Genomic DNA, 24,981 nt, shown 5'->3' with positions numbered 1-24,981 from the left:
GTGATCTTCTCAAGAGGGAAGAGCACGGCCGATGCATGCCTTGGCTTGTATTTGTACTGCTACTCAGGCGATGGGTCGCCACCTTGGTCGCCGGAATCCAGCGCCGCGGGTTCTGCGGAAGGAAGGTCCGGCCCGGACCGCAGAACCCGCTGCACCTCCTGCCATGCGCGGATGATCTGCGGGAGCTTTGACAGTACTTCGCCGACCTGGGTGAGCAGGAGCGTAAGGCAGCCGAAAGAGGCGAGAATGAGCAGCGTCACGTCGTCCCAGCTCACGAAGTGACCTCGGGCTCTCGCTGCTCGGCTGCCCGCCGGCCGCGGAGACTCAGTGTCGTGCCACCCACTCGAACTTCTAGGTGGTTGCCACGATCGAGGGCCACGGCGCCCCGGATGCCGACCAGGGGAGCCGTCAGTGAGGCTGCCACGTCTTCCACATAGGGGAAGCCGTTCCACCGGAACGTCCACTGCGACCCGGAGCCGTACAGTTCCTTCTCGTATCGATCCTCGCTCCCATCGCTGAGCCAGCCGGGACGCATCAGCGGATCGGAGAACCAGTTGCCGATCGCCCAGTTGCCGTCAGCGTCCTGTGCCGCGATACGAGAGGTGAGCCCTGCCAGCAGGAGCTCGGCTTCATCGCTCATTGTCGACAGCTGCTCCAGCTGTGCCTGCTCCGGCGATGTGAGGGGCTGGCCAACGCCATAGAAGTCCCAGCGCGGGGACGGGCGCGGTTCCCCGGCCCAGGTGCCGGAAGGGTTTCCCGTGATGACGAGTTGAGCACCGGTGGGCAGATGGCGCGCAATGTAGGTGCGGTGCCCGCGGAACTCTTCGAGTCGAAGGCCCGGAAGAGAGCTGCCGCCGTCGCGGCTGGGGAGCAAGTATGGAGCCACGTTATGCGGCACGTCAGTGATGAGGACGAGCCGGTTGTATCGAGGTGAGGCGATGATGTCGTACGCGACGAGGGTGTGAAGCCCCCACGCGGCGGCAGCTTGGCGAGGTGGCCAAGAGGCAGAACGGTTGAACAGGCCGAGTGCCAACAAAGCGCGAAGCCGACGTTGCCCCGGAGAGCAGGTGTCCAGACCGAGAGATTTGTCTCGCGGAACGGCAGCCAGCGCGGCTTCCCGGGGTTCGCCGAGGTACTGCATTCGAGCGCGGGCGATCGTCTTGCTGTTTTTGGGCATGCTGATTCCTCGGTGCCACACGGCTGGCACTTCAGGTCACATACCTTGTGAGCCCACGAACGATTTCTGCGCGGAGCTGGGTGAACTACACCCATGTGCAGCGCCCCAAGGTGCCGTGCCCGTAGGGAACATGCCGCCCTCCGACTCTCCGCAAGCCAGATGCGCTCATGCTACCGGACGACGACTCAGCGAGACCAGCTGTTCACTGTGCAAGGCCGCACGGTGGCCCGGGGGCGCCGCATCGCCCATTTGCCCCGCTCGCAATGCGGTGACACGCGACCTGTGAGCCACTGAGCAAGGGGCAGGGTGATCGACATACGGATGTGACCGCGAACCGGAGGAGCCATGGCGCGCATGCCGGGCGCCGCTTGGCGCCCCGTTCGTAATCATTCGCAGGGAGGAGTTGTCGAGCATCGCGGGCTCGTCCTGCACGTGCAGTTGGGCGACAACTCGCCCTACGACTGGTTCAACATCGAGAAATCCCAGGCCTCGTCGGACTTCTGGGTCTCCAAGCACGGCGTGATCGAGCAGTTCGTGGAAACCGGCACCGACCGGGCCTGGGCTCAAGGCAAGGGGAATGCCTATTACGCCTCGGTGGAGACGGAGGGGTATCCGACGGAGCCGTTGACCGACGCGCAGGTCGAAGGCGTTGCGAAGGTGTACGCCTGGGGGCGCGAGACGTTCGGCTGGCCCCTCCAGGTGGTGGACTCCACCACTGAGAAGGGGTTCACCTATCACGGCGCGGGAGGCGTGGCCTGGTGCAATCACCCCGACTGCCCGGGGGCGCTGCGCAAAGCGCAGCGCCCCCGCATCATCGCCCTGGCCGGTGAGCTCACCGGGGGCTGATCAGATCCGGTCCGCCGCGATCAGCAGGTAGTGGAAGCTGCCTTCCTTGTACGCGGTCAGGAACGGGTCCTCCACGCCGGTGGCGAGGGAGGACTGCGCCCGCAGCTCCCAGTAGGGGATCGTCGCGGCCGTGAGGTCCACGACGTTCATCGGGACGAGGCCGTTGGCGGCCATGGCCTTGAAGTAGGCGCTGCGCGGGTGGATGTTGCACGTGTAGTGCTCGTCGATGCGGCTGACGGCCTTGGAGCGGCCGCCGGTCACGTCGTTGTAGCAGCCCGTGATGACGACGTAGCGGCCACCGAACTGCAACTGGCGGGCGTGCTCGGCGAAGAGGGCGAACAGGTCCACGTACATCGTGGACTCGTTGTTCCAGATGCTGCGGAACGCGCCCGTCGGGAAGCCGGTGTCGAGCATGTTGCGGAAGTGGTAGCGGACGCTGTCGTCGACGCCGCGCTTGCGGGCCTGGTCGTTGGCGAAGTCGACCTGGGCCTGGGAGATGGAGACGCCGTCGACCTGGCAGCCGAAGCGGGCGTTGGCCATGATGCTGGTGCCGCCCCGGCCGCAGCCGGCGTCGAGGAGGCGGTCGGCCGGCTGTACGTCGCCGAGGTGGTCGAGGAGGACGTCGGCCTGGGCCGATTCCAGCCGGTGGAGTTCGGCGATGATGCGCTCGTCGCGGGTGTCCTCCGGGCCCTCCAGGACGGAGGGGTCGTAGTCGCCGATGCCGTAGTGGTGGTGGTAGAGGCCGTCGACGTCGCCGAGGCGCAGGTTGACCGGGTCCTTCTCCTTGTTCCAGTAGTCGGCGACCGACTGCTGGTACGCGGTGCGCAGGACGGGGGCAGGGGTGGTCGTCATGGTGAAGCTCCTTGCGGTGTGCGGGTGTCAGGAAGTCGAGGGGGAGGCGGCGGCGTAGCGCGGACTGCCGCTGTGCCAGGCGCGGTTGCCGCCGAGCCAGGCCCACACCCCGGCGAGGAACCGGCGCAACTGCGGCGAGCCGGTGAGCGACAGGGCCGCCGCCTCCGCCTCGAAGGTGCGCACCAGCTCGTCGTGGACGGCCACGCTGCGCTCGACCGCCTCGCGCGGCGAGCAGCGCTCCTCCGCGGCGATGACGGTCGGCAGGTTGAACTCCACGCTCTCCGAGCGGTGTTCCTTGGCCATCGAGTACAGGTCGTTGACGAGCGTGGCGGCCGTGGAGGCCATGGTCACGGCGCGGCGCACCCGCGGATCCGCGTACTCGGCGTGGGGCAGCGCGTAGCCGCCCACCGCGTCGGTCATCGCGATGCACGGGAGGAAGCTGTTGATCTGGCGGTGCGCCAGGTACTCCCAGACCGCGGGCATCCGGCCCTGGGAGCGCCAGGAACCCTCCTGCCCGTAGCCCACGAACAACACGGCCACCTCGTGGTGCAGCCGGGCCAGTTGGGACGCGTCCGCGTACCGGGCCAGATGCGCGAAGCCGGAGCGCAGCGCGACCCGCACCGGGTCGTCCTGCATGGCCCGTTCCACCGCGGGGGCGTGACGGAGCGGCGGGTGGGCGGGGTCGACGGCCGCGTACGCGACCCCGAGCTGCGCGCCGAGCAGGGCCGGTGCGGAGCCCATCGTCTCGTCGTCGCAGTAGTAGTCGTCCGTGGCCCACTCCGCCAGCGCGCACTTGCCCGCTGCCAGCAGCCGGTCCGGCTCGTCGGTGTCGGGGTGGGCCAGCATCATCAGGCGCCCGAAGTCGGCCGCGCGGACGCGGTCGAGCCGGCCGGCGTACAGGCCGATCTCCTCGGCCCACGCCACCAGGCGGGCGTTGACCTCCTCGGCGAGGGCCGGGTCGTCGCGCAGCGCGGGCGGGCAGTGGAGGTCGGGGACGGTGGCCGCGGCTCCGGCGGCCTTGTCCCGGGGCGGCGTGATACGGGCGGCCGAAGTGCCCAGCCCCGTCGGCCCGGTGGGCAGGGCGAAGCCCTTCCGGCGGACGTCCGGCTGCGGCGGGCCGGCGAGCAGGGTGGCCACGAGCCGCGCCACGTCGTGACGGGCCGCGGGGGCGGTCATGCGGGTCAGCAGGGACACGGTTGCTCCTCGGGCCTTCAGGCCGATGCGCCGTAGACCTCGACGTTCTCCAGAACGCCGAGCGCATCGGGCACGAGAACCGCCGCCGAGTAGTAGGTGCTGACCAGGTAGGAGATGATCGCCTGCTCGTTGATGCCCATGAAGCGGACGTTGAGGCCGGGCTCGTACTCGTCGGGTATCCCGGTCTGGCGCAGGCCGACCACGCCCTGTTCGGCCTCGCCCAGCCGCATCGCGAGGATCGAGGTGGTGCCCTGCTCCGAGACCGGGAGCTTGCCGCAGGGGAGGATGGGCACGCCGCGCCAGGCCGGCACGGAGTGCCCGCCGACCTCGGCGGTGTCGAACGCCAGCCCCCGCTTGTTGCATTCGCGGCCGAAGGCGGCGACGGCCTTGGGGTGCGCGAAGAAGGCCTTGGTCCCGCGCCGCATGCTGAGCAACTCGTCCATGTCGTCCGGGGTGGGCGGGCCGGAGTGGGTGGAGATGCGCTGGCTGTAGTCGGCGTTGTGCAGCAGCCCGAACTCGGGGTTGTTGACGAGTTCGGACTCCTGCCGCTCGCGCAGCGCCTCGATGGTCAGGCGGAGCTGCTGCTCGACCTGGTCCATCGGGTCGTTGTAGAGGTCCGCGACCCGGCTGTGGACGCGGAGGATGGTCTGCGCGACGCTCAGCTCGTACTCGCGCGGCCGGAGTTCGTAGTCGACGAACGTGCCCGGCAGCACCGGCTCGCCGCGGTGCCCGGAGGCGAGGTCGATGGCCGCCTCGCCCTTCCTGTTCTGCGGCCGCGCCTGCTCGGCCTGGCGCCGCCGGACGTGGTCCCGCAGCCCCTCGTTGCGGCCGGCGATCTCCTCGTACGCGGCACGGGTCAGCGTGAGGACCGTGCACGCCGTCATCGCGCGCGCCGTGAACGCCCACGTGCCCGGCTCGTCGGCCACCGCCTGCCCGCCGAAGAACCCGCCGTCGGCCAGCACACCGCGCCGCCCCGCCTCGCCGTACCGCCCGGCGGCGAGCTTCTCGACCTTGCCGCGCGCGATCAGGTGGACGCGGTCGACGGGACCGCCGTGCTCGGCGATCACCTGGCCGGATTCGTACTCACGCTGCTCGCACCGCGCGGCCAGCGCCTGCAGCACGTCCGTGTCCTCGAACCCGCGCAGCAGCGGCAGTTCGCCCAGCTCGGCGGGGACGACCTTGACGGAGGCCCCTTCCTGGACGAACGTCACGCGCCCGTCGCCGACCTCGTACACCAGCCGCCGGTTGACCCGGTATGTACCGCCCTTGACCTCCACCCAGGGCAGCATCCGCAGCAGCCACCGCGAGCTGAGGCCCTGCATCTGCGGCACGGTCTTGGTGGTGGTCGCCAGGTTCCGCGCGGCGTCGATCCCCAGGCTGAGCTGGGCCCGGCCTGCTATGTGGTGGGGCTGCTCCGGCTGCGACATCCCCGGTTTCCTTCCATCTGGGCGTATGCATCAAGAAGGAGCCCCCGGAACGGGCCGGTCCGGCCCGGAGGGAGCTCCGCCGCGCAAGTGAAGCAGCGCTTGATGATGTTGGTCGAGATGGCTGGATGGGGGCCGATGTTTTTCAGCCACCCGCCGGTGGCCCCGGCAGGGTGCCCTCAGTGGTGGTGGTGCCGGCTCAGCACGACCGCGAGCGTCACCAGCACCACCAGCAGGGTGACCGCGAACGCGATCTTCCAGGGGCTGTAGGGGCGGTCACCCGTGATCTCGCCGGTGTCGGCGTTCACCATGACGTCCCACTGCTTGCCGTTGTAGACGTACGACGCGAACCACACCGGCAGCAGCAGCAACTTGTACGTCACCGCACCGTAGTTGGTGTTGACCGCGTGCACCCGCTGCCGGTCACCGCCGATGTCCTTCTCGACGTCCTTCTTGATGACCTCGGCCATCTTCTCCTGGGCGCGCTGGAAACCGGCCTCCGGCTCGACGTCGTACCGCAGGGACCGGAAACCGGCCAGGTACGCCTCCTGGTACGGCACCGCCTGCTTCAGCGACCAGGGCTCCAGCGCCTCCAGCCGGTTGGCCGGGACCTGTCCGGCACCGGGGACGAGGACGTCGTCGAAGAACCGGTGGACCGTGCCCTGGACCGAGTACCAGCGGACCTTGGTCTCCTTGTTGTCGCCGATCCCGACGGTGTACTCCTCGCCGCGCTCGCCGCTGTACGAGGAGGCGGTGGCGGCGTCGTACGTCCAGTGCGGCACGTACGTCCCCTGCAGGGTCTCCGCCGTGTTCACCTTCTTCAGGCTGTTCGGCGCGAACCAGCGGGAACGGGCCCACTTGCCCAGGTTGTCGTGCACATCCTGCTTGTCCACCCGGAACGGGACCACGCCCTCGGGCACGATCCGGTCGGCGGCGGCCGAGGCGACCATGGGGGTGGCGCAGAACTGGCAGCGCCCGGAGAGGTCGTCGGTCTCGTTGGACGCACCGCAGCCGGGGCACCGCAGAATCTGCCCGCCGGCCGCCCGGGGCCTGACCGGCAGGGTCGCCAGCTCCTCCCAGGCGTGCTCGCGCACCTCGCGGTTGACGGGGGTGATGGGCTGCTCGAAGCGGCAGTGGGGGCAGCGGAGGGAGTGGGTGCCGGGGGCGTACTCGGCGGTGGAGCCGCAGGCGGGGCAGGCGTAGGACTGGTGGGGCTGCTGTTGGTACGGCTGTTGCTGATAAGGCTGCGGATACGGCTGCTGTGGCTGGTAGTTCATGAGGTCACGGGATCCTGGCGGTAGGTCACGCCTGCGGCGGCAGCGGCGGTGGGGTGGCACGGAAGTACTGGGCGAGCTCGGGGATCTGCTCCAGTGCCTGCCAGGCGGCCATGCCTTCCCGCCAGGCGAGCATGCCGGGCCGTACCGCGCCGGAGGTGATGTGTCCGGTGAACGTCGTGTGGTCGTAGGGGCCCTGCTGCTGCCCGTCGACGGCGATGTACCACTGGTACTGCTGCTGTGCGGGCAGCGGCGGCGGAACGGCGGCCGCACCGCCGGGCGCCGGTGGCGATGCCGGTGCCGGGGCGGCGGGCGCGAAGGGCTGCTGCGCCGCCTGCTGGGGCGCGAACACCTGCGCCATCTGCTGGCCGACGGCCATGCCGAGCCCCAGGCCGATGCCTTCCCCGGCGCCGCCGGGGTTGTTGGCCGCGTCCCGGATCGCGTCCGCAGCCTGCAGGCGGGCGTAGTTGTCGACGTTCCCGATGATGCCCATCCGGCTGCGGGCGTCGATGGCCTGCTCGACCTCGGGCGGCAGCGAGATGTTCTCGATGACGAACTTCGGGATCGAGATGCCGTGCGACGCGGCCAGCTCGTCGGTCAGCGCCTGGCCGAGCCGGTCGCCCAGCTCGCCCTGGCGTGCGGCGAGGTCGAGCATGGGAATGCCCGAACCGGCCAGCAGCGTGCCGAGCCGCCCGACGATCAGCTGCCGCAGATAGTCCTCGACCTCTTCGGTGCGGAACTGCGGGTCGGTGCCCGCGAGTTCGGTGAGCAGCCGGGCGGGGTCGGTGACGCGCGCCGCATAGCCGCCGAACGCGCGCAGCCGCACCATGCCGAACTCGGGGTCGCGGACCGTGACGGGGTTCTGCGTGCCCCACTTCATGTCCGTGAACTGCCGGGTGGTGACGAAGTAGACCTCTGCCTTGAACGGCGCGTGGAAGCCGTACTTCCATCCCTGCAGGGTGGAGAGGATCGGCAGGTTGCCGGTCTGCAGCTCGTACATACCGGGCACGAAGACGTCGGCGATCCGGCCCATGTTGACGAAGACGGCGACCTGCGACTCGCGCACGATGAGCTTGGCGCCCATCTTGATCTCGTTCTCGTAGCGCGGGTAGCGCCAGACGATGGTGTCCCGGCTGTCGTCGGTCCATTCGATGATGTCGATGAACTCGCCGCGAAGACGGTCCATGAAGCTCACGAAATCCCCCGTTGTGCCTGTTGTGCCTGTCGTGGCGTGGTGTTGACGTTGATACGTCCACGTCATGGTAGGCGGGCGGGTGGGGGCTTACGTAACCCACAAGGGTGTTGCACGGAGAAAGCGGGGGTGGCGGGGTGCCGCGCCTGGGCGAGGCGGCCATCCGTCTCGCGCTGTGGCTGCTGTCGCTCCCGGAGGGGGCGGACGTGTCGCTGTCGGAGGCGGCGCGCCGGGCGGGCATCAAGCCGAGCGCCTTCCGGACCGCGAAGCGACAGCTGCGCGAGGAGCGGTACTTTCACGAGTGGCGGATGCAGGGCCGGGGCGGGCGGTGGACGACACGGCAGTTGATCTCCAATGTGCCGCTGACGCCCGAGCAGGCGTTGGCGGTACGGGACGGCAAGTCGCCGACTGCCGTGAAACCGGCGGTCGGTGAGCCGGGGGGGTCGGCGGGTCGGTCGTCACCAGGAAAAGACGGGGCCTTTGCGGCAGGTCTCCACACGCAGGCCCCTGTTCCCGTGGACACGCAGGTCGGGCCGGTACTGCATGCATTGCGCGGTGAGCCAGGTGGCGATCTCGTCGTGGTTCCCGTCCCCCACCGGCTTGACCCCGATCCTTCCGTTGACGAACTCCAGCGTCACCGCCTGGCGCGCGGCTTCCTTGGCGATGAGCTCGAACTGCTCAGGAGTCATCTGCGGGCGCGGGGCCGACACGTCGCGCAGTGCCCTGCCTCGGCCGTCGCGGCCGTGGGGCGCCTGTAAACACCGACGGGCTGCCGGCCACTCCGCGGAGTGGCCGGCAGGCTGCGAGCCTCCGATCACGGCCAGCCTTGCGTCACCTTGGCCGGCGCGGTGTTCCAGCTCTTGGGTATGAACGTGATCATGTACGCTCCGCGGTCGAAGTCCGCGTACCCGGCGGACCAGTTCCGGAACTTGCTCTCGTACACGCGCATGGGCCCCAGGTCGCTATTGGGTGCGTGATAGTGGTTGGCGTGGGTCCATATGGTTTTGTCGGCATCCGCCTCCGCCTGAGCCCCGAACCACCCGTAGTCGAAATTGACCCAGGCTTCGCCGGGATTGGCGGGGCTGCGCGGAGTGTTCCGGTCCTTCGACATGTCGACAAGGCCTGTGGCCTGGTCGGGGCGGAAGGCGTCCGGGTCGCCGTACTTCCTCTTGTCGGAGGAGCCCTGCCGGTCCTGCCCGCTCCAGAAGTGCTTCGAGTAGATCACCGCCTTCATCCTGGACGGGTCGTAATTGCCTCCGCCCCGTTCCTTGAAGGACGGCGTGTTCCTCAGCGCCGAGTAGAAGTTCGAGCTGCTGTCCTCGTCCCGCAGAGCGTCGTTGCGGTTCGTGAGCTCTGTCCTGAGGTTGTCGAGGTATGTCCCCTCGTCGTGGGCATTCTCCAGGGCCTTGTTCATGACGGACGCCACATCACGCGCCCGCTTGAAGCCCTTCTCCTCGTCGAAGCTGTCCTTGGCGATGCGCCCCTCGAACTCCGCCTGCGTTTCACCGCGTCGGGGGCTGGCGCTCTTCAGTTCGTTCTTGTACTTGTTCTCGTCGAAGAACGCGAACGCTAACTTGTTCGTCGGGTAGGGGCCTGAATTGGCCCAGGTGACGCCGACGCAACCGTAGGACAGCTTTTCCCGCTGCTCCTCGGTCATCTGCTGCTTCTTGCCGTCGCGCTGACTGTAGACCTGCTGCCACTTGCGTATGTAGTTGCCGACGTCCGTGGTGGCCCTTCCCCCGTAGGCCCGGTACGCGTCCGGCATTCTGTCGAGCGGCTCGGCGGGAGGGGTTTCCCTGTCGTCGGAGGCCCGGAACAACGCGCCGGCCCCCGGCAGCAGGGCTCTTTCGTTCAGCGTGTTGATGTGCCTGACGTCGTCCGTCGTCAGGCCGTGCGTCTCGGCGTAGGAGCCCTTCAATTCCCCGTCGCCGCTGCCGTCGGCCGCCTGGCTGACCGACGGCATGAACCCGGCGGTGCATATGACCGCACCCACAGTGGCGAAGGCGAGAAATCTTCGGCGCGCATGCGTGAACATCAACAACTCCCTTGTGCTGAAATCTCGTGGAAAGAGGGCGTGCGAGAGCGCGACGCAATGGAGGGGTGTGCGGCGAGCGGCCGCTCAGGGCCTCGGTCGCGCTGCCGTCCTGCCTCGCTGCGCCGACGGCGGAAAGGCCGCCGGCGGCCCGCTACATCAGGGTCGTGGCCGAGGCGACGACGCGAGCGCGATCCGGGTGGCCGGGGTCGCCGTAGCGGACCTCGACGCGCGGGTGGGAGCGCATGAAGTCGGTGTCGACCAGGCGGACCTGAGCGGGGCGATCGACCGTGCGCACGGCGACGTCCGTGTCGACGAAGAAGCCGAACTCACCCGTGGCCGGGGCATAGACGAAGAACTTGTGGCCCTCGAACTTCTGCTGCGCGACGTGGTCCGTCAGGACCAGGGACCAGAAGCCCACGCAGCGGCCCGCGGGACACATGAACTGGAAGTCGGCCCGCAGGCCGTCCAGTTCCATCCGGCGGAAGGGGTTGTCGTCGCCCGCATTGATCGTGGTGGCGGTGGTCGCGGGGGCGGCCGCCTGTGCTCCCTGGGCGAGGGGGAGGGCGATGACCGCGGTCATGGCGACGGCGGTGAGGGTGCGGAGAGCGGTTCGGCGTATCACGTCTCGACTTCCTGGATGAGTGATCAGGTCGATACGAGCAGTGATCATGTCTGCGCGCCAACTCCCCGGCAACAACAGGGTCTTAAATCCGGCCACCCTGTCACATAGAGCGGTATCTGGCCATGCATCCGATCCGGCTGGATTCCGGCTGGATTTCGGGCTCGGCCGCGGCTCGGTTCCGGGTCGGTGCGGGCTGAACTCCGCATACGGCAAAGGCCGCCGGCCGTGTCCTTCCGGGAAGGGAAGAACACGGCCGGCGGCCCACAGACGGCCCGGGGGAGCGAAAACCCGCTCCGCCCTGCGGCGTTCTTTAGATGTCGAAGTACAGCTCGAACTCGTGCGGGTGCGGCCGCAGCTGCATCGGCGCGATCTCGTTCGTGCGCTTGTAGTCGATCCACGTCTCGATCAGGTCGGACGTGAACACGCCGCCCGCCTGGAGGTACTCGTTGTCCGCCTCCAGGGCCTCCAGGACCGCCGGGAGGGAGGTCGGGACCTGGGGGACGTTGGCGTGCTCGTCGGGGGCGAGCTCGTAGAGGTCCTTGTCGATCGGCTCGGCCGGCTCGATCTTGTTCTTGACGCCGTCGAGGCCGGCCAGGAGGAGGGCCGAGAAGGCGAGGTAGGGGTTGGAGGACGGGTCCGGGGCGCGGAACTCGACGCGCTTCGCCTTGGGGTTGGAGCCCGTGATCGGGATGCGCATCGCGGCGGAGCGGTTGCGCTGCGAGTAGACCAGGTTGACCGGGGCCTCGAAGCCGGGGACCAGGCGGTGGTACGAGTTCACCGTCGGGTTGGTGAAGGCCAGCAGCGACGGGGCGTGCTTGAGGATGCCGCCGATGTAGTAGCGGGCGGTGTCCGAGAGGCCCGCGTAGCCCTGCTCGTCGTAGAAGAGGGGCTCGCCGCCGTTCCACAGGGACTGGTGGACGTGCATGCCGGAGCCGTTGTCGCCGAAGATCGGCTTGGGCATGAAGGTGGCGGTCTTGCCGTTGCGCCACGCGACGTTCTTCACGATGTACTTGAAGAGCATCAGGTCGTCGGCCGCGGCGAGCAGCGTGTTGAACTTGTAGTTGATCTCCGCCTGGCCGGCCGTGCCGACCTCGTGGTGCTGGCGCTCGACCTGCAGGCCGGCCTTGTCCAGCTCCAGGGAGATCTCGGCGCGCAGGTCGGCGAAGTGGTCGACCGGCGGGGCCGGGAAGTAGCCGCCCTTGTAACGGACCTTGTAACCGCGGTTGTTGACCTCGGAACCGGTGTTCCAGGCGCCGGCCTCGGAGTCGATCTCGTAGATCGAGCGGTTCGCCGTCGTCTCGAAGCGGACGTTGTCGAAGATGTAGAACTCGGCCTCGGGACCGAAGAACGCGGTGTCCGCGATGCCCGTGGAGGCCAGGTACGCCTCGGCCTTCTTCGCCACGTTGCGCGGGTCACGGCTGTACTGCTCGCCCGTGATCGGGTCGTGGATGAAGAAGTTGACGTTGAGGGTCTTGTCGCGGCGGAAGGGGTCCACCCGGGCCGTGGAGAGGTCGGCGCGCAGGGCCATGTCGGACTCGTGGATGGCCTGGAAGCCGCGGATCGACGAGCCGTCGAAGGCGAGCTCCTCAGCCGGGTCGAAGGCCGCTGCCGGAATGGTGAAGTGCTGCATCACACCCGGCAGGTCGCAGAACCGGACGTCGACGAACTTCACGTCCTCGTCCGAGATGAACTTCTTGGCCTCGTCGGCGTTCTGGAACATCCAACTCCTCCTAGCCCGCCGCCGCGGAGGGGACGGGGATTGCTTGGGTGGCGCGGTCCGAACGGTCCTTCTCGCATCGGCGCGCTGGGGCCGACCCTAGAGAGACGGGATTTCCCGAGCATGACCCGTTTGTTTCGCCGAGGTAAACCGGCAGGCGGCGCGGAACCGCCGGTCATGCCGTGCGCGAGGAACCGTTGCCCGCCTCCCTGCCCCGACCCGGCTCCCGGGAAACGTATGCCATAGCAGTACCGTGGACGGGTGGACAAGAGGCAAGCAATCGGCTCATGGCTCTCCGGCCCCCGCGCGGCGGCCGAGGAGATGGGCGTCGCATTCGGATACCGCGGCGAGCGCCTGGGGCTGCCGGAGGACGGGCCGGGGTCCATCGCCCCGCCCGGGCGGCGCATCGGAGCCCTCTTCATCGACTGGGCGCTGTGCATGCTGATCGCCTACGGGCTCTTCGCCCACGGCCTGGGCCAGAGCGCCGGCAACTGGGCCCTGCTGATCTTCCTCGTACTGAGCGTGCTCACCGTCGGGACGGTCGGCTGCACCCCGGGCAAGAGGCTGCTGGGCCTGCGCGTCATCGGCGTCGACGGCGGGCGGCTCGGCGTGCCCCGGGTGGTCCTGCGCAGCGTGCTGCTCGCCCTCGTCCTGCCCGCGATCATCTGGGACCGCGACTCCCGCGGGCTGCACGACCGGTTCTCTCATGCCGTTCAGGTGCGGATCTGAAGCAGACGGACAAGGGGCGGGCGGGACCTTTTCGGTCCCGCCCGCCCCTTCGTCGTACGTCGTGCGCCGCCTCAGCGCCCCTTCGGCATCCGCATGCCCTTGCCCGGCACCGGACCCTTCGGGATCGGCATGTTGCTCATCAGGTCGCCCAGCGCCCGCAGCCGGTCGTTGACGGCCGTCACCTGCGCGCCCGGCAGCACCCGGGGGAGCTTCAGCAGGGTGGTGTGCAGCTTCTTCAGCGACACCTGGCCCTCGCCCTCGCCGACGATGATGTCGTGCACCGGCACGTCCGACACGATGCGCGCCATGCGCTTCTTCTCGGCCGCCAGCAGGGTCTTGACCCGGTTGGGGTTGCCCTCGCCGACGAGCACGATGCCCGCCTTGCCGACGGCCCGGTGCACCACGTCCTGGTTGCGGTTCATCGCGACCGCCGGGGTCGTGGTCCAGCCGCCGCGGCGGATGTTCTCCAGCACGGCGGCCGCCGCGCCCGGCTGGCCCTCCATCTGCCCGAAGGCAGCTTGCTCGGCGCGGCGTCCGAAGATGATCGCCATACCGAGGAAGGCCAGCAGGAAGCCCAGGATGCCCAGGTAGACGGGGTGGCCGATCAAGAAGCCGATGGCGAGCAGGACACCGAAGGTGACAATTCCCACAGCCGCGACGACGAGACCGACCTTGGGGTCGACCTTCTTGGTCATCTTGTAGGTGAGGGCGATCTGCTTCAGCCGCCCGGGGTTCTCGGATGTTTCCTTCCTCGCCATACGGCGAAGTTTACGTCGCCTGCGGACCCGGGGCCGCCACGGCCTCCAGCAGGTGCTGCGCCTCCCTGCGGTCCCTGGCCCGGCGCCGGTCCTCCAGCACGGCAGTCCAGGCATTGCGCCGGGCGGTGCGCTGGCCGCTGCGCATCAGGAGCTCCTCCAGGGCGCGCAGGGCCCCGGTGACGGACGGGGGGCGGACGGACAGCGTGGACGGCAGTGCGGGGGCGCGGGTGGCTGTCGCCGTGAGTGCGTTGCCGGGCGCGGCCTGCATGTGGAAGTCCCCTCGGATGCGGAAAACGGTGAGCGTGGAGGGTGGCGTGCTGCTGTGCGTGCTTCCATGGTTACCGACTGGTGTTACCAACGGATGACCTGTTGGTCAAACACCTATGAAACGTTGACGCGGCCCGCACGCTTGCTTTGCATGCGGGCCGCGTCGGCGGTTCACGAGGCTCAGACGGCCTGGGCGGAGGGCTGGGCCGCCCGCTTCTCGATCGCCTGCTGGTACAGACGGCCTGCCCGGTACGAGGAACGGACCAGGGGGCCGGACATGACACCGGCGTAGCCGATCTCCTCCGCCTCCTCCTTCAGCTCCACGAACTCCTGCGGCTTCACCCAGCGCGAGACGGGGTGGTGCCGGGGCGACGGGCGCAGGTACTGGGTGATCGTGATCAGCTCGCAGCCCGCGTCGTACAGGTCCTGCAGGGCCTGGCTGATCTCCTCGCGCTCCTCGCCCATGCCGAGGATCAGGTTGGACTTGGTCACCAGGCCGGCCTCGCGGGCCTTGGTGATGACCTCCAGCGAGCGCTCGTAGCGGAAGCCGGGGCGGATGCGCTTGAAGATCCGGGGGACCGTCTCGACGTTGTGCGCGAGCACCTCGGGACGGGAGGAGAAGACCTCGGCCAGCTGGTCCGGCTTGGCGTTGAAGTCGGGGATCAGCAGCTCGACGCCGGTGTCCGGCATCAGGGCGTGGATCTGGCGCACGGTCTCGGCGTAGAGCCAGGCGCCGCCGTCCTCGAGGTCGTCGCGGGCGACGCCGGTGATCGTCGCGTACTTCAGCTCCATGGACTGCACGGACTCGGCCACGCGGCGCGGCTCGTCGCGGTCCAGGGCCTGGGGCTTGCCGGTGTCGATCTGGCAGAAGTCACAGCGCCGGGTGCACTGGTCGCCGCCGATGAGGAACGTGGCCTCGCGGTCCTCCCAGCACTCGTAGATGTTGGGACAGCCCGCCTCCTGGCACACCGTGTGCAGGCCCTCGCGCTTCACGAGGCCCTGGAGCTCGGTGTACTCGGGGCCCATCTTCGCCCGCGTCTTGATCCATTCGGGCTTGCGCTCGATGGGGGTCTGGCTGTTCCGGACCTCCAGGCGCAGCATCTTGCGTCCGTCGGGTGCGACTGCGGACACGTCCGGCTCCCTATGACTTCGATTCCTCGGCGGACACCAGGGTACGCCCGTTGTTTCCTACGTTCTTACGGCAGCCAGGGCAACCATGGGGCCGCCCGGCCCATTCCCGCGCCGAAGGGGCTTCAGCTCGCCTGCGCCTCGACCACGCGCGGCTTCGGCTCCTCCGCCGCCACGACCTCCCGCAGGTGCTTCTCCACCAGCGGGATCACCTCGGCCACGGTGACCCGGCGGCCGAGCTCGTTCGACAGCGAGGTCACCCCGGCGTCGCGGATGCCGCAGGGGACGATCCGGTCGAACCAGGTGTTGTCGGGGTCACAGTTGATCGCGAAGCCGTGCATCGTCACGCCCTTGGCGATCCGGATGCCGATGGCCGCCAGCTTGCGGTCCTCGCGGCGCTGGCCGGCGTTGGACGGGGCGTACTCCGGGCCGTTGAGGCGCGGGTCGAACTCCTCGTCCGTCAGGCGCGGGTCGAAGTCCAGGTTCAGGCCCCCGAGCGCCGGGCGCTGGTCGACCGGGTCCCCGAGGACCCACACGCCGCTGCGCCCCTCGACACGGGTCGTCTCCAGGCCCAGCTCCGCACAGACGCGGATCAGCGCCTCCTCCAGGCGGCGCACATGCGCGATCACGTCCACCGGGCGCGGCAGTTTGAGGATGGGGTAGCCGACGAGCTGGCCGGGGCCGTGCCAGGTGATCTTGCCGCCGCGGTCCACGTCGACGACCGGGGTGCCGTCCAGGGGGCGCTCGCTGTCCTCCGTGCGCCGTCCGGCCGTGTAGACCGCCGGGTGCTCCAGCAGCAGGCACGTGTCCGGAATCTCGTCCGCGAACCGGGCGGCGTGCACCCGGCGCTGCTCCTGCCACGCCTCCTGGTACTCGACGGCGTCCGCCCCGAAGCCCAGGTGGACAAAGCGCAGCTCACTCACGACAGCTCCTCGTGTGTATCGCACGGTCGCGCGGGTCGCGCGGTCTTTCTCGCGCCCCTGCCACTGTACGGGCGGTCTCCGGCATTGCCGCAGGCGGCCGTCTGCGGGGGCGGTGCCGGGGGTGGTGCGCGGGGTGGGCGCGTCAGCATCGCCATGTCTATTTGATCTGTCCTCACACGATCGGATGAATGCGGGGCGAAGGCGGCGATCAGGGCGTTAGGCGACCGCTAAATTCACGCCGTTCCAGGACGAGATCAGGGAGACCGGCAGGCTGATGACGGAACGACCCCCACAGCGCATTCCCAACCGTCAGCTCGCCGCCCTCATCGCGGAGGCCGGCTTCTCCAACGCGGGGCTCGCCCGCCGCGTCGACCAGCTCGGGCTCGAGCACGGGCTGGATCTGAGATACGACAAGACCTCCGTCACACGGTGGCTGCGCGGGCAGCAGCCGCGGGGGACGACCCCGGCACTGATCGCCGAGGTCTTCACGCGGCGGCTCGGGCGGCGGCTGTCCGCCCAGGACCTCGGGCTGGACGCATGTGCCCCGGTGTACGCGGGGCTCGAGTTCGCCTCCTCCCCCGAGGAGGCCATCGACATCGTGAGCGGGCTCTGGCGCAAGGACTCCGGGAGCCACACCGAGCTGCGGAAGATCGCCTTCACCCCGGCCGGGCTGGTGGTGCCGAGCCGGGACTGGCTCATCGGGCGCGCGGACGAGCGGGTGGCGCGCGGTACCGCGCCCGCGCCCGCCGCCGAGGGCGCGCGGCCTGCGGCGGCGGCGCGCGGCCAGGGGCTCGCGCATGTGCCCGCCCAGCGGCAGCGGCTCGCCGAACGGGCGCCCGGGAGCCGGGTGTCCATGGGGGACATCGCCGCCCTGCGGTCCGTGGGGGAGCTGTTCCGGACCCTCGACCACGCCTACGGGGGCGGCCATGCCCGGCAGGCGCTCGTGCGGTACCTGGAGCACGAGGCCGAGCCGATGCTGCGGGGGACGTACGGGGAGACCACGGGGCGGCGGCTCTTCGCCGCGGCCGCCGACCTGACGCGGCTTGCCGGGTGGACGTCGTACGACATCGCGGCTCACGGGCTTGCACAGCGGTACTACGTGCAGGCGTTGCGGCTTGCCCAGGCCGCGGGGGACCGGGCCTATGGCAGCTATGTGCTGGTGACGATGAGCCGGCAGGCCGTCTATCTCGGGCACGGGCGTGAAGCCGTGCAACTGGCCCGGGTCGCCCAGCAGGGGGTCGGGTCCAGCGTGCCTGCCGTGGTGCAGGCGCTGCTGCACGCCGTCGAGGCCCGGGGGCATGCGGTGCTGGGGGAGGTGCGGGCCTGCTCCGCCTCGCTGGCCCGGGCCGAGCGGGCGCTCGAGGGGGCCCGTACCGGGGACGAAGTGCCTTATTGGGTGCGGTTCTTCGACGAGGCGCAGCTCGCCGACGAGTTCGCGCACTGTCACCGGGACCTGCAGCAGTACCGGGCCGCTGCGCAGCATGCCGAGAGGTCGCTGCAGTTGCGGAGTCCCGCCTATGCGCGGAGTCGGCTGTTCTGCCGCGTGGTGCTGGCCTCGGCGCGGCTGGGGCTGGGCGAGCTGGAGCAGGCCTGCGCACTGGGGGCCGAGGCGGCTCAGGCCGCTGCCGAGATGCGGTCCGTGCGGGCGCTGGAGTATGTGCGGGAGTTCGAGCGGCGGCTGGAGCCCTATCGGGACGCGGCGGCTGTTCGGGGGTATCGGGAGCGGATTGCCGCGTTGTGAGCGGGTCCGGGTCCGGGTCGGGGGCGGGGTGGGGACGGGCCCTTCCGGGGACTGAACTATTTGTGGCGATCCGCCTCTGCGGAGTGCCCCGCACTTGCCGCAAATAGTCCTTTACGTCCCTCTCCAGGGCCCGTCCCCACCCCGCCCCCTTGCGTTCGGGGCGGTTACGCGGCCCGTAGCGCCGTGGTGTTCAGGGGCTGGTGGATGCCCAGGTCGCGCAGCACCGCCTGGGCCGCCCGGCGGCCCGAGAAGAGGGCGCCCTGGACGGTGCTGGTGTCCCGGTGGTCCCCGCACACATAGAGACCCGACAGGAGGCGGACCGGGCGGCGCACGTCATGCGGCGGCGGCATGGCCGGGATCGCCTCCGGGTCGTGGTGGGCCGCCATGAGTTGCCAGTTTGTTGTCGACGTGCGGTAGATCTCCGCCAGTTGGGCCCGTGCCGTTCGGTCCAGTTCTGTGGTGGGGGTGCTTGCCTCCGGGCCCAGGATTGTCGAGGTGATCAGGGCCCTGCCGTTCGGGGCCCTCGTCGGGTCCACCTCGCTCGTCACCGTCGTGTGCGACACCGGGCCCCGGCACGTGCCCGTGAGGATCAGCGACCCGTCCTGGTGCGGTGCTTCGTCGGCCGTGTGGTGCAGCACCGTCACCTGGTGGAAGTCCGGGCAGCGCAGACCCGGGATCAGGTCCGCCGCCGCCCGGGCTCCTGTCGCCACCACCACCGAGCGGCAGGTGATCTCGCCGTGGCCTGCCGTCCCCACCGAAGTGGTGCAGACGGTCTTCGTGTTGACGCCCGTACGGATCGTTCCGGGGGGCAGGGCCTGCGCGAGGAGGGTGGGGAGCGTTTCCGCCCCACCCGCCGGGAGGCACAGGCGGCCACGCGCGTAGCCCCGCAGGACCAGGTCGGCGCAGCGGCTCGACGTCGTGAGGTCCGGGTCCGAGAGCAGGGAGACCAGGAGGGGGCGCAGGAAGCCGTCGACCGTGCGGGCCGGCAGGCCGCGGCCGGTCAGGGTCATGGCCGTGGGGCGGTCCGGCCGCGCCAGCATCCGGTCGATGGGCAGCGCGGCAAGGCGGGCCAGTGCCGCGCCGAGCCGCGCCTGATCGAGACCCGCACTGCGGGACGCCCGGGCAGCGGCGAAGGCGCGTGCCGTGGTGAACGCGCGCTTCGCGCCCCGGAGTTCGCCGGTGCGGTGGTTGCGGCCGTCGACATGGACCAGCACGCCCGGGGCGAACGGGCGCAGGGTGAGACCGTCGAGACCGGGCGTGCGGAGCAGCTCCGGGAACGAGGTGTTGAGCAGGTGGTTCGCGCGGTCCAGATGGAAACCGTCGATCCGGTCCGTCTTCATCCTGCCGCCCGGCCGGTCGGAGGCCTCCAGGACGAGGACCTTCACCCCTGCGCCGGTCAGGTGGTGGGCTGCAGAGAGGCCGGCCAGTCCGGCCCCCACGATGACGACGTCGGCGTGGTCTGCACTGCTGAGCACGTGCCCTCCCGGGGGTCGGTCCGCTCGCTCGGGGGCCTGATGCCCCCAACCGGCTGCGCCGATGCGTGAGTTCGCCTCGACCGTAGAGAGAAATCCGGTCAATCACAGTCGCGCACGGGGTGAGCACGGTCGCACAGCGGTCGCATAAACGCATGGGTGGGTGCGGGGGCGGTGGGCCTCACCCCGCCGCCAGCGCCGCGCGTACCGCGCTCTCGGGGTCGGGGAAGGAGAAGACGAAGCCGGAGTCCAACAGCCGCCGGGGTACGACCCGCTGGCTGGCCAGGACATCTGTCGCCATCTCGCCGAGCGCCAGCCTGAGCGCCGGAGCGGGCACGGTGCACAGCGTGGGGCGGTGCAGCACGCGGCCCATGGCGGCGGTGACCTCCCGGTTGGTGGCCGGGTCCGGGGCCGTCAGGTTCACCGGGCCGGAGAGGGCGGGGGTGGTGATGAGGTGGCGCAGGGCCGCGATGTGGTCCCGCAGGGCGATGTAGCTCCAGTACTGGTCGCCGCTGCCCATGCGGCCGCCCAGCCCTGCCTTGAACAGGGGGAAGAGGCGCGCCCAGGCGCCGCCGTGCCGCGCCACCACCAGGCCGGTGCGGGGGAGGACCGTGCGGATTCCCGCTTCGGCGGCCGGAGTTGCGGCCTGCTCCCACTCCGTGCAGACCTCGGCCAGAAAGCCGCGGCCCGGCGGGGTGTCCTCGTCGACCGGGCGGTCGCCGGTGTCGCCGTAGATGCCGATGGCGCTGGCGCTGATCAGGACCTCGGGCGGGGTGTCGAGGGATGCCACGGCCTCGGCGACGGCGGCGGTGCCCAGGACGCGGCTGTCCCGGATCTCCTTCTTGTAGGCGGCGGTCCAGCGGTGGTCGCCCACGCCGGCGCCCGCCAGGTGCACCACGGCCGTGCAGCCCGCCAGGCCCGCCGTGTCCACCCACTGGCGCTCGGGATCCCACTGCACCTCGTTCCGCGCCCCCGGCGCGCGGCGGACGAGGCGGACGACCTCATGGCCGTCCGCCTCCAGGGAACGGACCAGTGCAGTGCCGATGAGGCCGGTCGAACCGGTGACTGCGATGCGCATGCGACCCATCCTGCCTCCGTTTCCTGTGGGTTCCGGGTCACTCCCGGAAGCGGTCCCACAGCCTCGGGAAGCGCTCCGGCAGCAGGGCGTCGTCCTCCACGTCGAAGGCCGTGCCCACCGGCTCCGCCGGCGGGTCCGGCAGGCCCAGGTCCGGCAACTCGGTGCCCGTCAGCTGCTCGTACGCCTCGTCCGCGGCGTAGCCGAGGTCCTCCCCGTCACCGTCCACCTCGTCGTCGAAGTCCTCCAGCAGGTCGGCCAGGCCGTCGGGATCGTGCACCGCCCCCTCGTAGATCTCCCGCCCCTGGCCGATCAGCCAGCAGCGGAAGGAGTCGAAGGCGTCGTCGCTCGCCCCGTCCAGCAGTACGGACGCCGCACCCCACAGGTCCCAGAGGTACGCGCGGTTGTACCGCGCCTCGAAGTGCCGGGCGAAGTCCACCACGCTGTCGGGGTCGAGTTGCAGCAGCCGATCGACCAGCACATCCGCCTGGTCCTCCGCATCGCCCTCGGCGGCGTCGCGGGCGCTGTCGACCAGGTCCCAGAACTCCGTCTCGTCCATCACGCCACAAGCATCGGCCCTGGCACCGGGCAACGCACGCGGAGCGGGCCGGATGCGGCCGTCTCGTAATACAGGACAGAGGGTGTCGGGTTTGGGTGGCAGCGTCGGCGGCGACCGACCGACGAGAGGAAGACCGTGGTGAAGAGTTCGCTGGACGGGAAGGTGGCGCTGGTCGCGGGGGCCACGCGGGGTGCCGGGCGGGCGATGGCCGTGGCGCTGGGGGCCGCCGGGGCCGTCGTCTACGCGACCGGGCGCACGACGCGGGAGCGGCGCAGCGAGGTGGGGAGGCCGGAGACGATCGAGGAGACCGCGGAGCTGGTGACCGCGGCGGGCGGGACCGGGATCGCCGTCCCCACCGACCACTTGGAGCCGGAGCAGGTCCGGTCGCTCGTGGAGCGCATCGACCGCGAGCACGGGCGGCTCGACGTGCTCGTCAACGACGTGTGGGGCGGGGAGCGCCTGATCGAGTTCAGCAGGCGGGTGTGGGAGCTGGACCTGGACAAGGGGCTGCGGATGCTGCGGCTGTCCCTCGACACCCACGCCATCACCAGCCACTTCGCGCTGCCGCTGCTGGTGCGGCGGCCCGGCGGGCTGGTTGTCGAGGTCACCGACGGGACGGCGGAGTTCAACACCGCCCACTACCGCGAGAACCTGCTGTACGACCTCGCCAAGTACGGGCCGATCAGGATGGCGTGGGCACTGGCCGAGGAGCTGCGGGAGTACGGCGGCACGGCCGTCGCCCTGAGCCCCGGCTTCCTGCGGTCCGAGGAGATGCTCGACCACTTCGGGGTGACCGAGGCGAACTGGCGGGACGCGGTGGAGAAGGAGCCGTCCTTCGCCATCGCCGAGTCCCCGGCCTTCGTCGGCCGGGCGGTCGTCGCGCTCGCCGCGGATCCCGGGCGGGCGCGGTGGAGCGGGCAGTCCCTGTCCAGCGGGCAGCTGGCCGCCCACTACGGGTTCACGGACGTGGACGGCTCGCGGCCGGACGCCTTCCGGTACATCGAGGAGGTGCGGTACGGGGGGAAGGAGGCCGCGGCGGAGGACTACCGGTAGAGGGTGCCCCGGCCCCGCCCCGGCAGGGGCTACCGGTACAGCTCCGCGGCACGCGACATCGCCTCCGCGAACTGCGCGCGCAGCTCCGGTGGTTCCACCACCTCCGCCTCCGGGCCCAGCGCGAGCAGCTGTTCGTAGGCCACCTCCAGCGACTCGACGGGCAGGGTGAGCGTGATGCGGCCCTGCCCGTCGGGCGCACCGGCCTGTTCGACCGCCTCGCGGGCCGCGGCCGGGTCCGTTGCGTGGGGCAGGCGGCGGGCGCCCTCCGGGGTGAGGCGCAGGACGACGGTCTCGCGCAGGATCGAGCGGGCGAACTGCGCCGCGCGCTCCTCCCAGAAGGCCGCGAGGTCGAAGGACTCCGCGCGCCGGAAACATTCCTCCTGCGGCCGGACGTCCGTGAAGCGGTCGGCCCGGTAGATGCGGAAGTCCTTGCCGGCCCGGGCCGCCACGTACCAGACGCCCGCCTTGAGGACGAGGCCGTACGGTTCCAGCTCCCGTTCCACCTCGGCGTCCTTGCGCCGGTAGCGGACCGTGATGCGGCGGTCGTCCCAGACCGCGTCCGCCAGGGCGGGCAGCAGGGGCGGCGGGGTGTGCGGGTGCCACCAGCCGGGGGCGTCCAGGTGGAAGCGCTGGGCCGCGCTGTCGGGGGCGTCGCCGAGCTCCGGCAGGAGGGCGGCGGAGACCTTGAGGCGGGCCGCCGAGGCCGCGTCCGCCAGGCCCATCTCGCGCAGGGCGGCGGGTACTCCGGAGAGGAAGAGGGCTTCCGCCTCGGTGCGGCCGAGGCCCGTGAGCCGGGTGCGGTAGCCGCCGATGAGACGGTAGCCCCCGGTGCGGCCGCGGTCCGCGTAGACCGGGATGCCGGCCTCGGACAGGGCGAGGACGTCGCGGGCGACCGTGCGCTCCGAGACCTCCAGGCGGCGCGCCAGCTCCGCGCCCGTCATCGTGGAGCGGGACTGGAGCAGGAGCACCATCTTGATCAGCCGTGCCGCGCGCATGCCCCCATGATGACGGGGAGCACCGACACGGCAGGGTGCGACGACAGGGCCCCGGCGCCGGCCAGGGCAACGGATGACGCTCGGGGACCTGCAGTCACGTCCGGGGCCGCTCCCCGCCACAGGACAGGGCGTGAGGGGTGCGGCTCCGCGGAGACGATACGCCTCTGATCGATGATCGATCAATCCCTGGTCGCGGAAATCCCGGAAATCCCGCTCAGACCCGGGGCGCGCAGCTCAGCACATGTTCCTTGATCAGCTCGCGGATGGCCGGGTCGCGGCGCCGGAACGCCGCCACGAGCCGGGCGTGGTCCTCCGCGTGCGGCCGCGGCTCGGGGCTCAGCCAGCGGATCGACAGCGTCGTCCACACCTCGATGCCCAGCGACTCCCAGGTGTGCAGCAGCACGGAGTTGCCCGCCGCCTGCACGATCGCGCGGTGGAAGGCCACCGTGTGCCGGACCTGCGCCTCGCTGTCGCCGGCCGCGTCCGCCGCGTACAGCGCCGCCACCTCGTGCTCCAGCGCGGAGGGGTCCTCGGCCAGGGACTCCGCGGCCAGTTCGGCGGCCACCTGCTCCAGGCCCGCCCGCACCGGGTAGCTCTCCTTGAGGTCGGCCGCGGTCAGTTCGCGTACCCGGACGCCCTTGTTGGGGGCCGACTCGATCAGCCGCAGCGACTCCAGCTCGCGCAGTGCCTCGCGCACCGGGGTCTGGCTCACCAGCAGCTCGGCCGCGATCCGCCGCTCCACGATCCGCTCGCCCGGCTGCCAGCGCCCGCCCACGATCCCCTCCAGGATGTGCTCGCGGATCTGCTCGCGCAGCGAGTGGACGACGGGTGGTGCCATGGGTGCTCCTCAGCGGGCGGGAATCGGACGTCATTATGGCCGCAAGCACGGCAAAGGGCGCGTCCCCGGTCGTATGGGATACGAACCGGGGACGCGCCCTGCTGGACCCCTGGGGGTGCCGGGAATTACAGACCGATCTCGGTCTCGAACTCCGCGGCCTCCAGGATCTGCTTGACCGCGGTCAGGTAGCGGGCGGCGTCGGCGCCGTCCACCAGACGGTGGTCGTAGGACAGCGTCACATAGGTCATGTCGCGGACGCCGATGGTGGTGCCCTCGGCGGTCTCGATGACGACCGGACGCTTGACCGTCGCGCCGATGCCCAGGATCGCGACCTGGTTCGGGGGCACGATGACCGTGTCGAACAGCGCACCGCGCGAGCCGGTGTTGCTGATCGTGAAGGTCGCGCCGGACATCTCGTCCGGGCTGATCTTGCCCGTGCGGACCTTGCCGGCCAGCTCGGCGGTCTTCTTGGCGATGCCCGCGATGTTGAGGTCACCCGCACCCTTGATGACCGGGGTCATCAGGCCCTTCTCCGAGTCGACGGCGATGCCGACGTTCTCGGAGTCGAAGTAGGTGATGGTGCCCTCGTCCTCGTTGATCCGGGCGTTGATGACCGGGTGGGCCTTCAGCGCCTGGACGGCGGCCTTGACGAAGAACGGCATCGGGGACAGCTTGACGCCCTCGCGGGCGGCGAACGCGTCCTTGGCCTTGCCGCGCATCTTCATGATCTTGGTGATGTCCACCTCGATCACGGAGCTGAGCTGGGCCTGGCCGTGCAGCGCCTTCATCATGTTGTCGGCGATGACCTTGCGCATGCGCGGCATCTTGACCGTCTGACCGCGCAGCGGCGACACCTCGAGGGCCGGAGCCTTCGGGGCGGCGGCAGCCGGGGCGGCAGCGGCGGCGGGTGCCGGCGCGGCCTTGGCCTCGGCGGCGGCGATGACGTCCTGCTTGCGGATGCGACCGCCGACGCCGGTGCCGGCGACCGTGGTCAGGTCGACGCCGGACTCGGCGGCGAGCTTGCGCACCAGCGGGGTGACGTACGCGCCGTCGGTGGCCGGGGCAGCGGCGGCGGGGGCCGGCGCGGCCGGAGCCACCGGGGCGGGCGCG

General features: G+C 70.4%; 25 protein-coding genes. 5 read left to right on the top strand and 20 right to left on the bottom strand.

Features of this window, described 5'->3' with window-relative positions; translation table 11 throughout:
- Nucleotides 1–59 precede the first annotated feature (59 nt).
- On the bottom strand, nt 60–275 hold the full coding sequence (locus HG542_RS12445; protein WP_171080585.1) for a hypothetical protein: 216 nt from the start codon (nt 273–275) through the stop codon (nt 60–62).
- Nucleotides 272–1,177 (bottom strand): hypothetical protein, encoded by a 906-nt coding sequence (locus tag HG542_RS12440; RefSeq protein WP_171080628.1) that lies wholly within the window; start codon nt 1,175–1,177, stop codon nt 272–274. Before HG542_RS12440 ends, HG542_RS12445 begins: the two co-directional genes overlap by 4 nt.
- Before the next feature lie 345 nt (nt 1,178–1,522).
- On the opposite strand from HG542_RS12440, the gene HG542_RS12435 reads away from it, so the two are divergent.
- Nucleotides 1,523–2,023, top strand: coding sequence for a peptidoglycan recognition protein family protein (locus tag HG542_RS12435; protein WP_171080626.1), 501 nt, complete (start codon nt 1,523–1,525; stop codon nt 2,021–2,023).
- Here HG542_RS12435 and HG542_RS12430 read toward each other — a convergent pair whose 3' ends face one another.
- From HG542_RS12430 to HG542_RS12410, 5 genes are all read right to left on the bottom strand, one after another.
- A complete protein-coding gene (locus HG542_RS12430; protein ID WP_171080624.1) occupies nt 2,024–2,875 on the bottom strand; it encodes a geranyl diphosphate 2-C-methyltransferase in 852 nt (283 codons plus the stop codon).
- 27 nt (nt 2,876–2,902) lie between these two features.
- Nucleotides 2,903–4,069, bottom strand: coding sequence for a family 2 encapsulin nanocompartment cargo protein terpene cyclase (locus HG542_RS12425; protein WP_171080622.1), 1,167 nt, complete (start codon nt 4,067–4,069; stop codon nt 2,903–2,905).
- 17 nt (nt 4,070–4,086) lie between these two features.
- Complete coding sequence (locus tag HG542_RS12420) at nt 4,087–5,496, bottom strand: family 2B encapsulin nanocompartment shell protein (protein ID WP_171080620.1); 1,410 nt, start codon at nt 5,494–5,496, stop codon at nt 4,087–4,089.
- A gap of 176 nt (nt 5,497–5,672) precedes the next feature.
- Nucleotides 5,673–6,770 (bottom strand): TFIIB-type zinc ribbon-containing protein, encoded by a 1,098-nt coding sequence (locus HG542_RS12415; protein ID WP_218039027.1) that lies wholly within the window; start codon nt 6,768–6,770, stop codon nt 5,673–5,675.
- Nucleotides 6,771–6,795: 25 nt separating this feature from the next.
- On the bottom strand, nt 6,796–7,953 hold the full coding sequence (locus HG542_RS12410; RefSeq protein ID WP_176606489.1) for an SPFH domain-containing protein: 1,158 nt from the start codon (nt 7,951–7,953) through the stop codon (nt 6,796–6,798).
- A gap of 143 nt (nt 7,954–8,096) precedes the next feature.
- Here HG542_RS12410 and HG542_RS12405 point away from each other — a divergent pair, with 143 nt between their 5' ends.
- A complete protein-coding gene (locus tag HG542_RS12405) occupies nt 8,097–8,717 on the top strand; it encodes a hypothetical protein (protein WP_171080616.1) in 621 nt (206 codons plus the stop codon).
- A 56-nt stretch (nt 8,718–8,773) separates the two neighbouring features.
- Here the strand turns inward: HG542_RS12405 and HG542_RS12400 are convergent, their stop codons facing one another.
- The 3 genes from HG542_RS12400 to glnA form a co-directional block, all read right to left on the bottom strand.
- Nucleotides 8,774–9,994 (bottom strand): protein-glutamine gamma-glutamyltransferase, encoded by a 1,221-nt coding sequence (locus HG542_RS12400; RefSeq protein WP_171080614.1) that lies wholly within the window; start codon nt 9,992–9,994, stop codon nt 8,774–8,776.
- Nucleotides 9,995–10,145: 151 nt separating this feature from the next.
- The gene (locus tag HG542_RS12395) at nt 10,146–10,616 is read right to left on the bottom strand and encodes a hypothetical protein (RefSeq protein WP_171080612.1); all 471 of its coding nucleotides are present in this window, start codon (nt 10,614–10,616) and stop codon (nt 10,146–10,148) included.
- Between the two features lie 310 nt (nt 10,617–10,926).
- Entirely contained in the window at nt 10,927–12,336 is a 1,410-nt protein-coding gene (gene glnA / locus HG542_RS12390; RefSeq protein ID WP_171080610.1) for a type I glutamate--ammonia ligase, read from the bottom strand.
- A gap of 258 nt (nt 12,337–12,594) precedes the next feature.
- Here glnA and HG542_RS12385 point away from each other — a divergent pair, with 258 nt between their 5' ends.
- The gene (locus HG542_RS12385) at nt 12,595–13,062 is read left to right on the top strand and encodes an RDD family protein (protein WP_171080608.1); all 468 of its coding nucleotides are present in this window, start codon (nt 12,595–12,597) and stop codon (nt 13,060–13,062) included.
- 71 nt (nt 13,063–13,133) lie between these two features.
- On the opposite strand, the gene HG542_RS12380 is transcribed toward HG542_RS12385, so the two are convergent.
- The 4 genes from HG542_RS12380 to lipB all read right to left on the bottom strand — a co-directional run bounded on the left by HG542_RS12380 (nt 13,134) and on the right by lipB (nt 16,138).
- Entirely contained in the window at nt 13,134–13,820 is a 687-nt protein-coding gene (locus tag HG542_RS12380; protein ID WP_171080606.1) for a DUF4191 domain-containing protein, read from the bottom strand.
- A 10-nt stretch (nt 13,821–13,830) separates the two neighbouring features.
- Nucleotides 13,831–14,088: an SCO2195 family GlnR-regulated protein gene (locus HG542_RS12375; RefSeq protein ID WP_229922693.1), complete on the bottom strand. Its 258-nt coding sequence runs from the start codon at nt 14,086–14,088 to the stop codon at nt 13,831–13,833.
- 179 nt (nt 14,089–14,267) lie between these two features.
- On the bottom strand, nt 14,268–15,218 hold the full coding sequence (gene lipA, locus HG542_RS12370) for a lipoyl synthase (protein ID WP_171080604.1): 951 nt from the start codon (nt 15,216–15,218) through the stop codon (nt 14,268–14,270).
- 122 nt (nt 15,219–15,340) lie between these two features.
- Complete coding sequence (lipB, locus tag HG542_RS12365; RefSeq protein ID WP_171080602.1) at nt 15,341–16,138, bottom strand: lipoyl(octanoyl) transferase LipB; 798 nt, start codon at nt 16,136–16,138, stop codon at nt 15,341–15,343.
- Nucleotides 16,139–16,412: 274 nt separating this feature from the next.
- Here lipB and HG542_RS12360 point away from each other — a divergent pair, with 274 nt between their 5' ends.
- Nucleotides 16,413–17,879 (top strand): NsdA family TPR-like regulatory protein, encoded by a 1,467-nt coding sequence (locus HG542_RS12360; protein ID WP_171080600.1) that lies wholly within the window; start codon nt 16,413–16,415, stop codon nt 17,877–17,879.
- A 164-nt stretch (nt 17,880–18,043) separates the two neighbouring features.
- Here HG542_RS12360 and HG542_RS12355 read toward each other — a convergent pair whose 3' ends face one another.
- The 3 genes from HG542_RS12355 to HG542_RS12345 all read right to left on the bottom strand — a co-directional run bounded on the left by HG542_RS12355 (nt 18,044) and on the right by HG542_RS12345 (nt 20,985).
- A complete protein-coding gene (locus tag HG542_RS12355) occupies nt 18,044–19,354 on the bottom strand; it encodes an NAD(P)/FAD-dependent oxidoreductase (RefSeq protein WP_171080598.1) in 1,311 nt (436 codons plus the stop codon).
- Nucleotides 19,355–19,532: 178 nt separating this feature from the next.
- Nucleotides 19,533–20,438, bottom strand: coding sequence for a TIGR01777 family oxidoreductase (locus HG542_RS12350; RefSeq protein WP_171080597.1), 906 nt, complete (start codon nt 20,436–20,438; stop codon nt 19,533–19,535).
- A 28-nt stretch (nt 20,439–20,466) separates the two neighbouring features.
- Nucleotides 20,467–20,985: a DUF4240 domain-containing protein gene (locus HG542_RS12345; RefSeq protein WP_171080826.1), complete on the bottom strand. Its 519-nt coding sequence runs from the start codon at nt 20,983–20,985 to the stop codon at nt 20,467–20,469.
- A gap of 138 nt (nt 20,986–21,123) precedes the next feature.
- Here HG542_RS12345 and HG542_RS12340 point away from each other — a divergent pair, with 138 nt between their 5' ends.
- Nucleotides 21,124–22,038 carry an SDR family oxidoreductase gene (locus HG542_RS12340; protein WP_171080595.1) on the top strand — a complete coding sequence of 305 codons (915 nt, stop codon included), beginning with the start codon at nt 21,124–21,126 and terminating at the stop codon, nt 22,036–22,038.
- A gap of 29 nt (nt 22,039–22,067) precedes the next feature.
- On the opposite strand, the gene HG542_RS12335 is transcribed toward HG542_RS12340, so the two are convergent.
- From HG542_RS12335 to sucB, 3 genes are all read right to left on the bottom strand, one after another.
- The gene (locus HG542_RS12335; protein ID WP_171080592.1) at nt 22,068–23,033 is read right to left on the bottom strand and encodes a helix-turn-helix transcriptional regulator; all 966 of its coding nucleotides are present in this window, start codon (nt 23,031–23,033) and stop codon (nt 22,068–22,070) included.
- A 214-nt stretch (nt 23,034–23,247) separates the two neighbouring features.
- Nucleotides 23,248–23,871, bottom strand: coding sequence for a GntR family transcriptional regulator (locus tag HG542_RS12330; protein ID WP_171080590.1), 624 nt, complete (start codon nt 23,869–23,871; stop codon nt 23,248–23,250).
- A 125-nt stretch (nt 23,872–23,996) separates the two neighbouring features.
- A partial coding sequence (sucB, locus tag HG542_RS12325; protein WP_171080589.1) for a 2-oxoglutarate dehydrogenase, E2 component, dihydrolipoamide succinyltransferase occupies nt 23,997–24,981 on the bottom strand: 985 nt, incomplete at its 5' end.

Origin of the sequence: Streptomyces morookaense (genome assembly GCF_013030945.1) — a bacterium.
In the GTDB taxonomy this organism is placed as follows: domain Bacteria; phylum Actinomycetota; class Actinomycetes; order Streptomycetales; family Streptomycetaceae; genus Streptomyces; species Streptomyces morookaensis.
The sequence above is the reverse complement of the archived record's forward strand: the minus strand, read 5'-3'. Positions and strand labels throughout refer to the sequence as shown.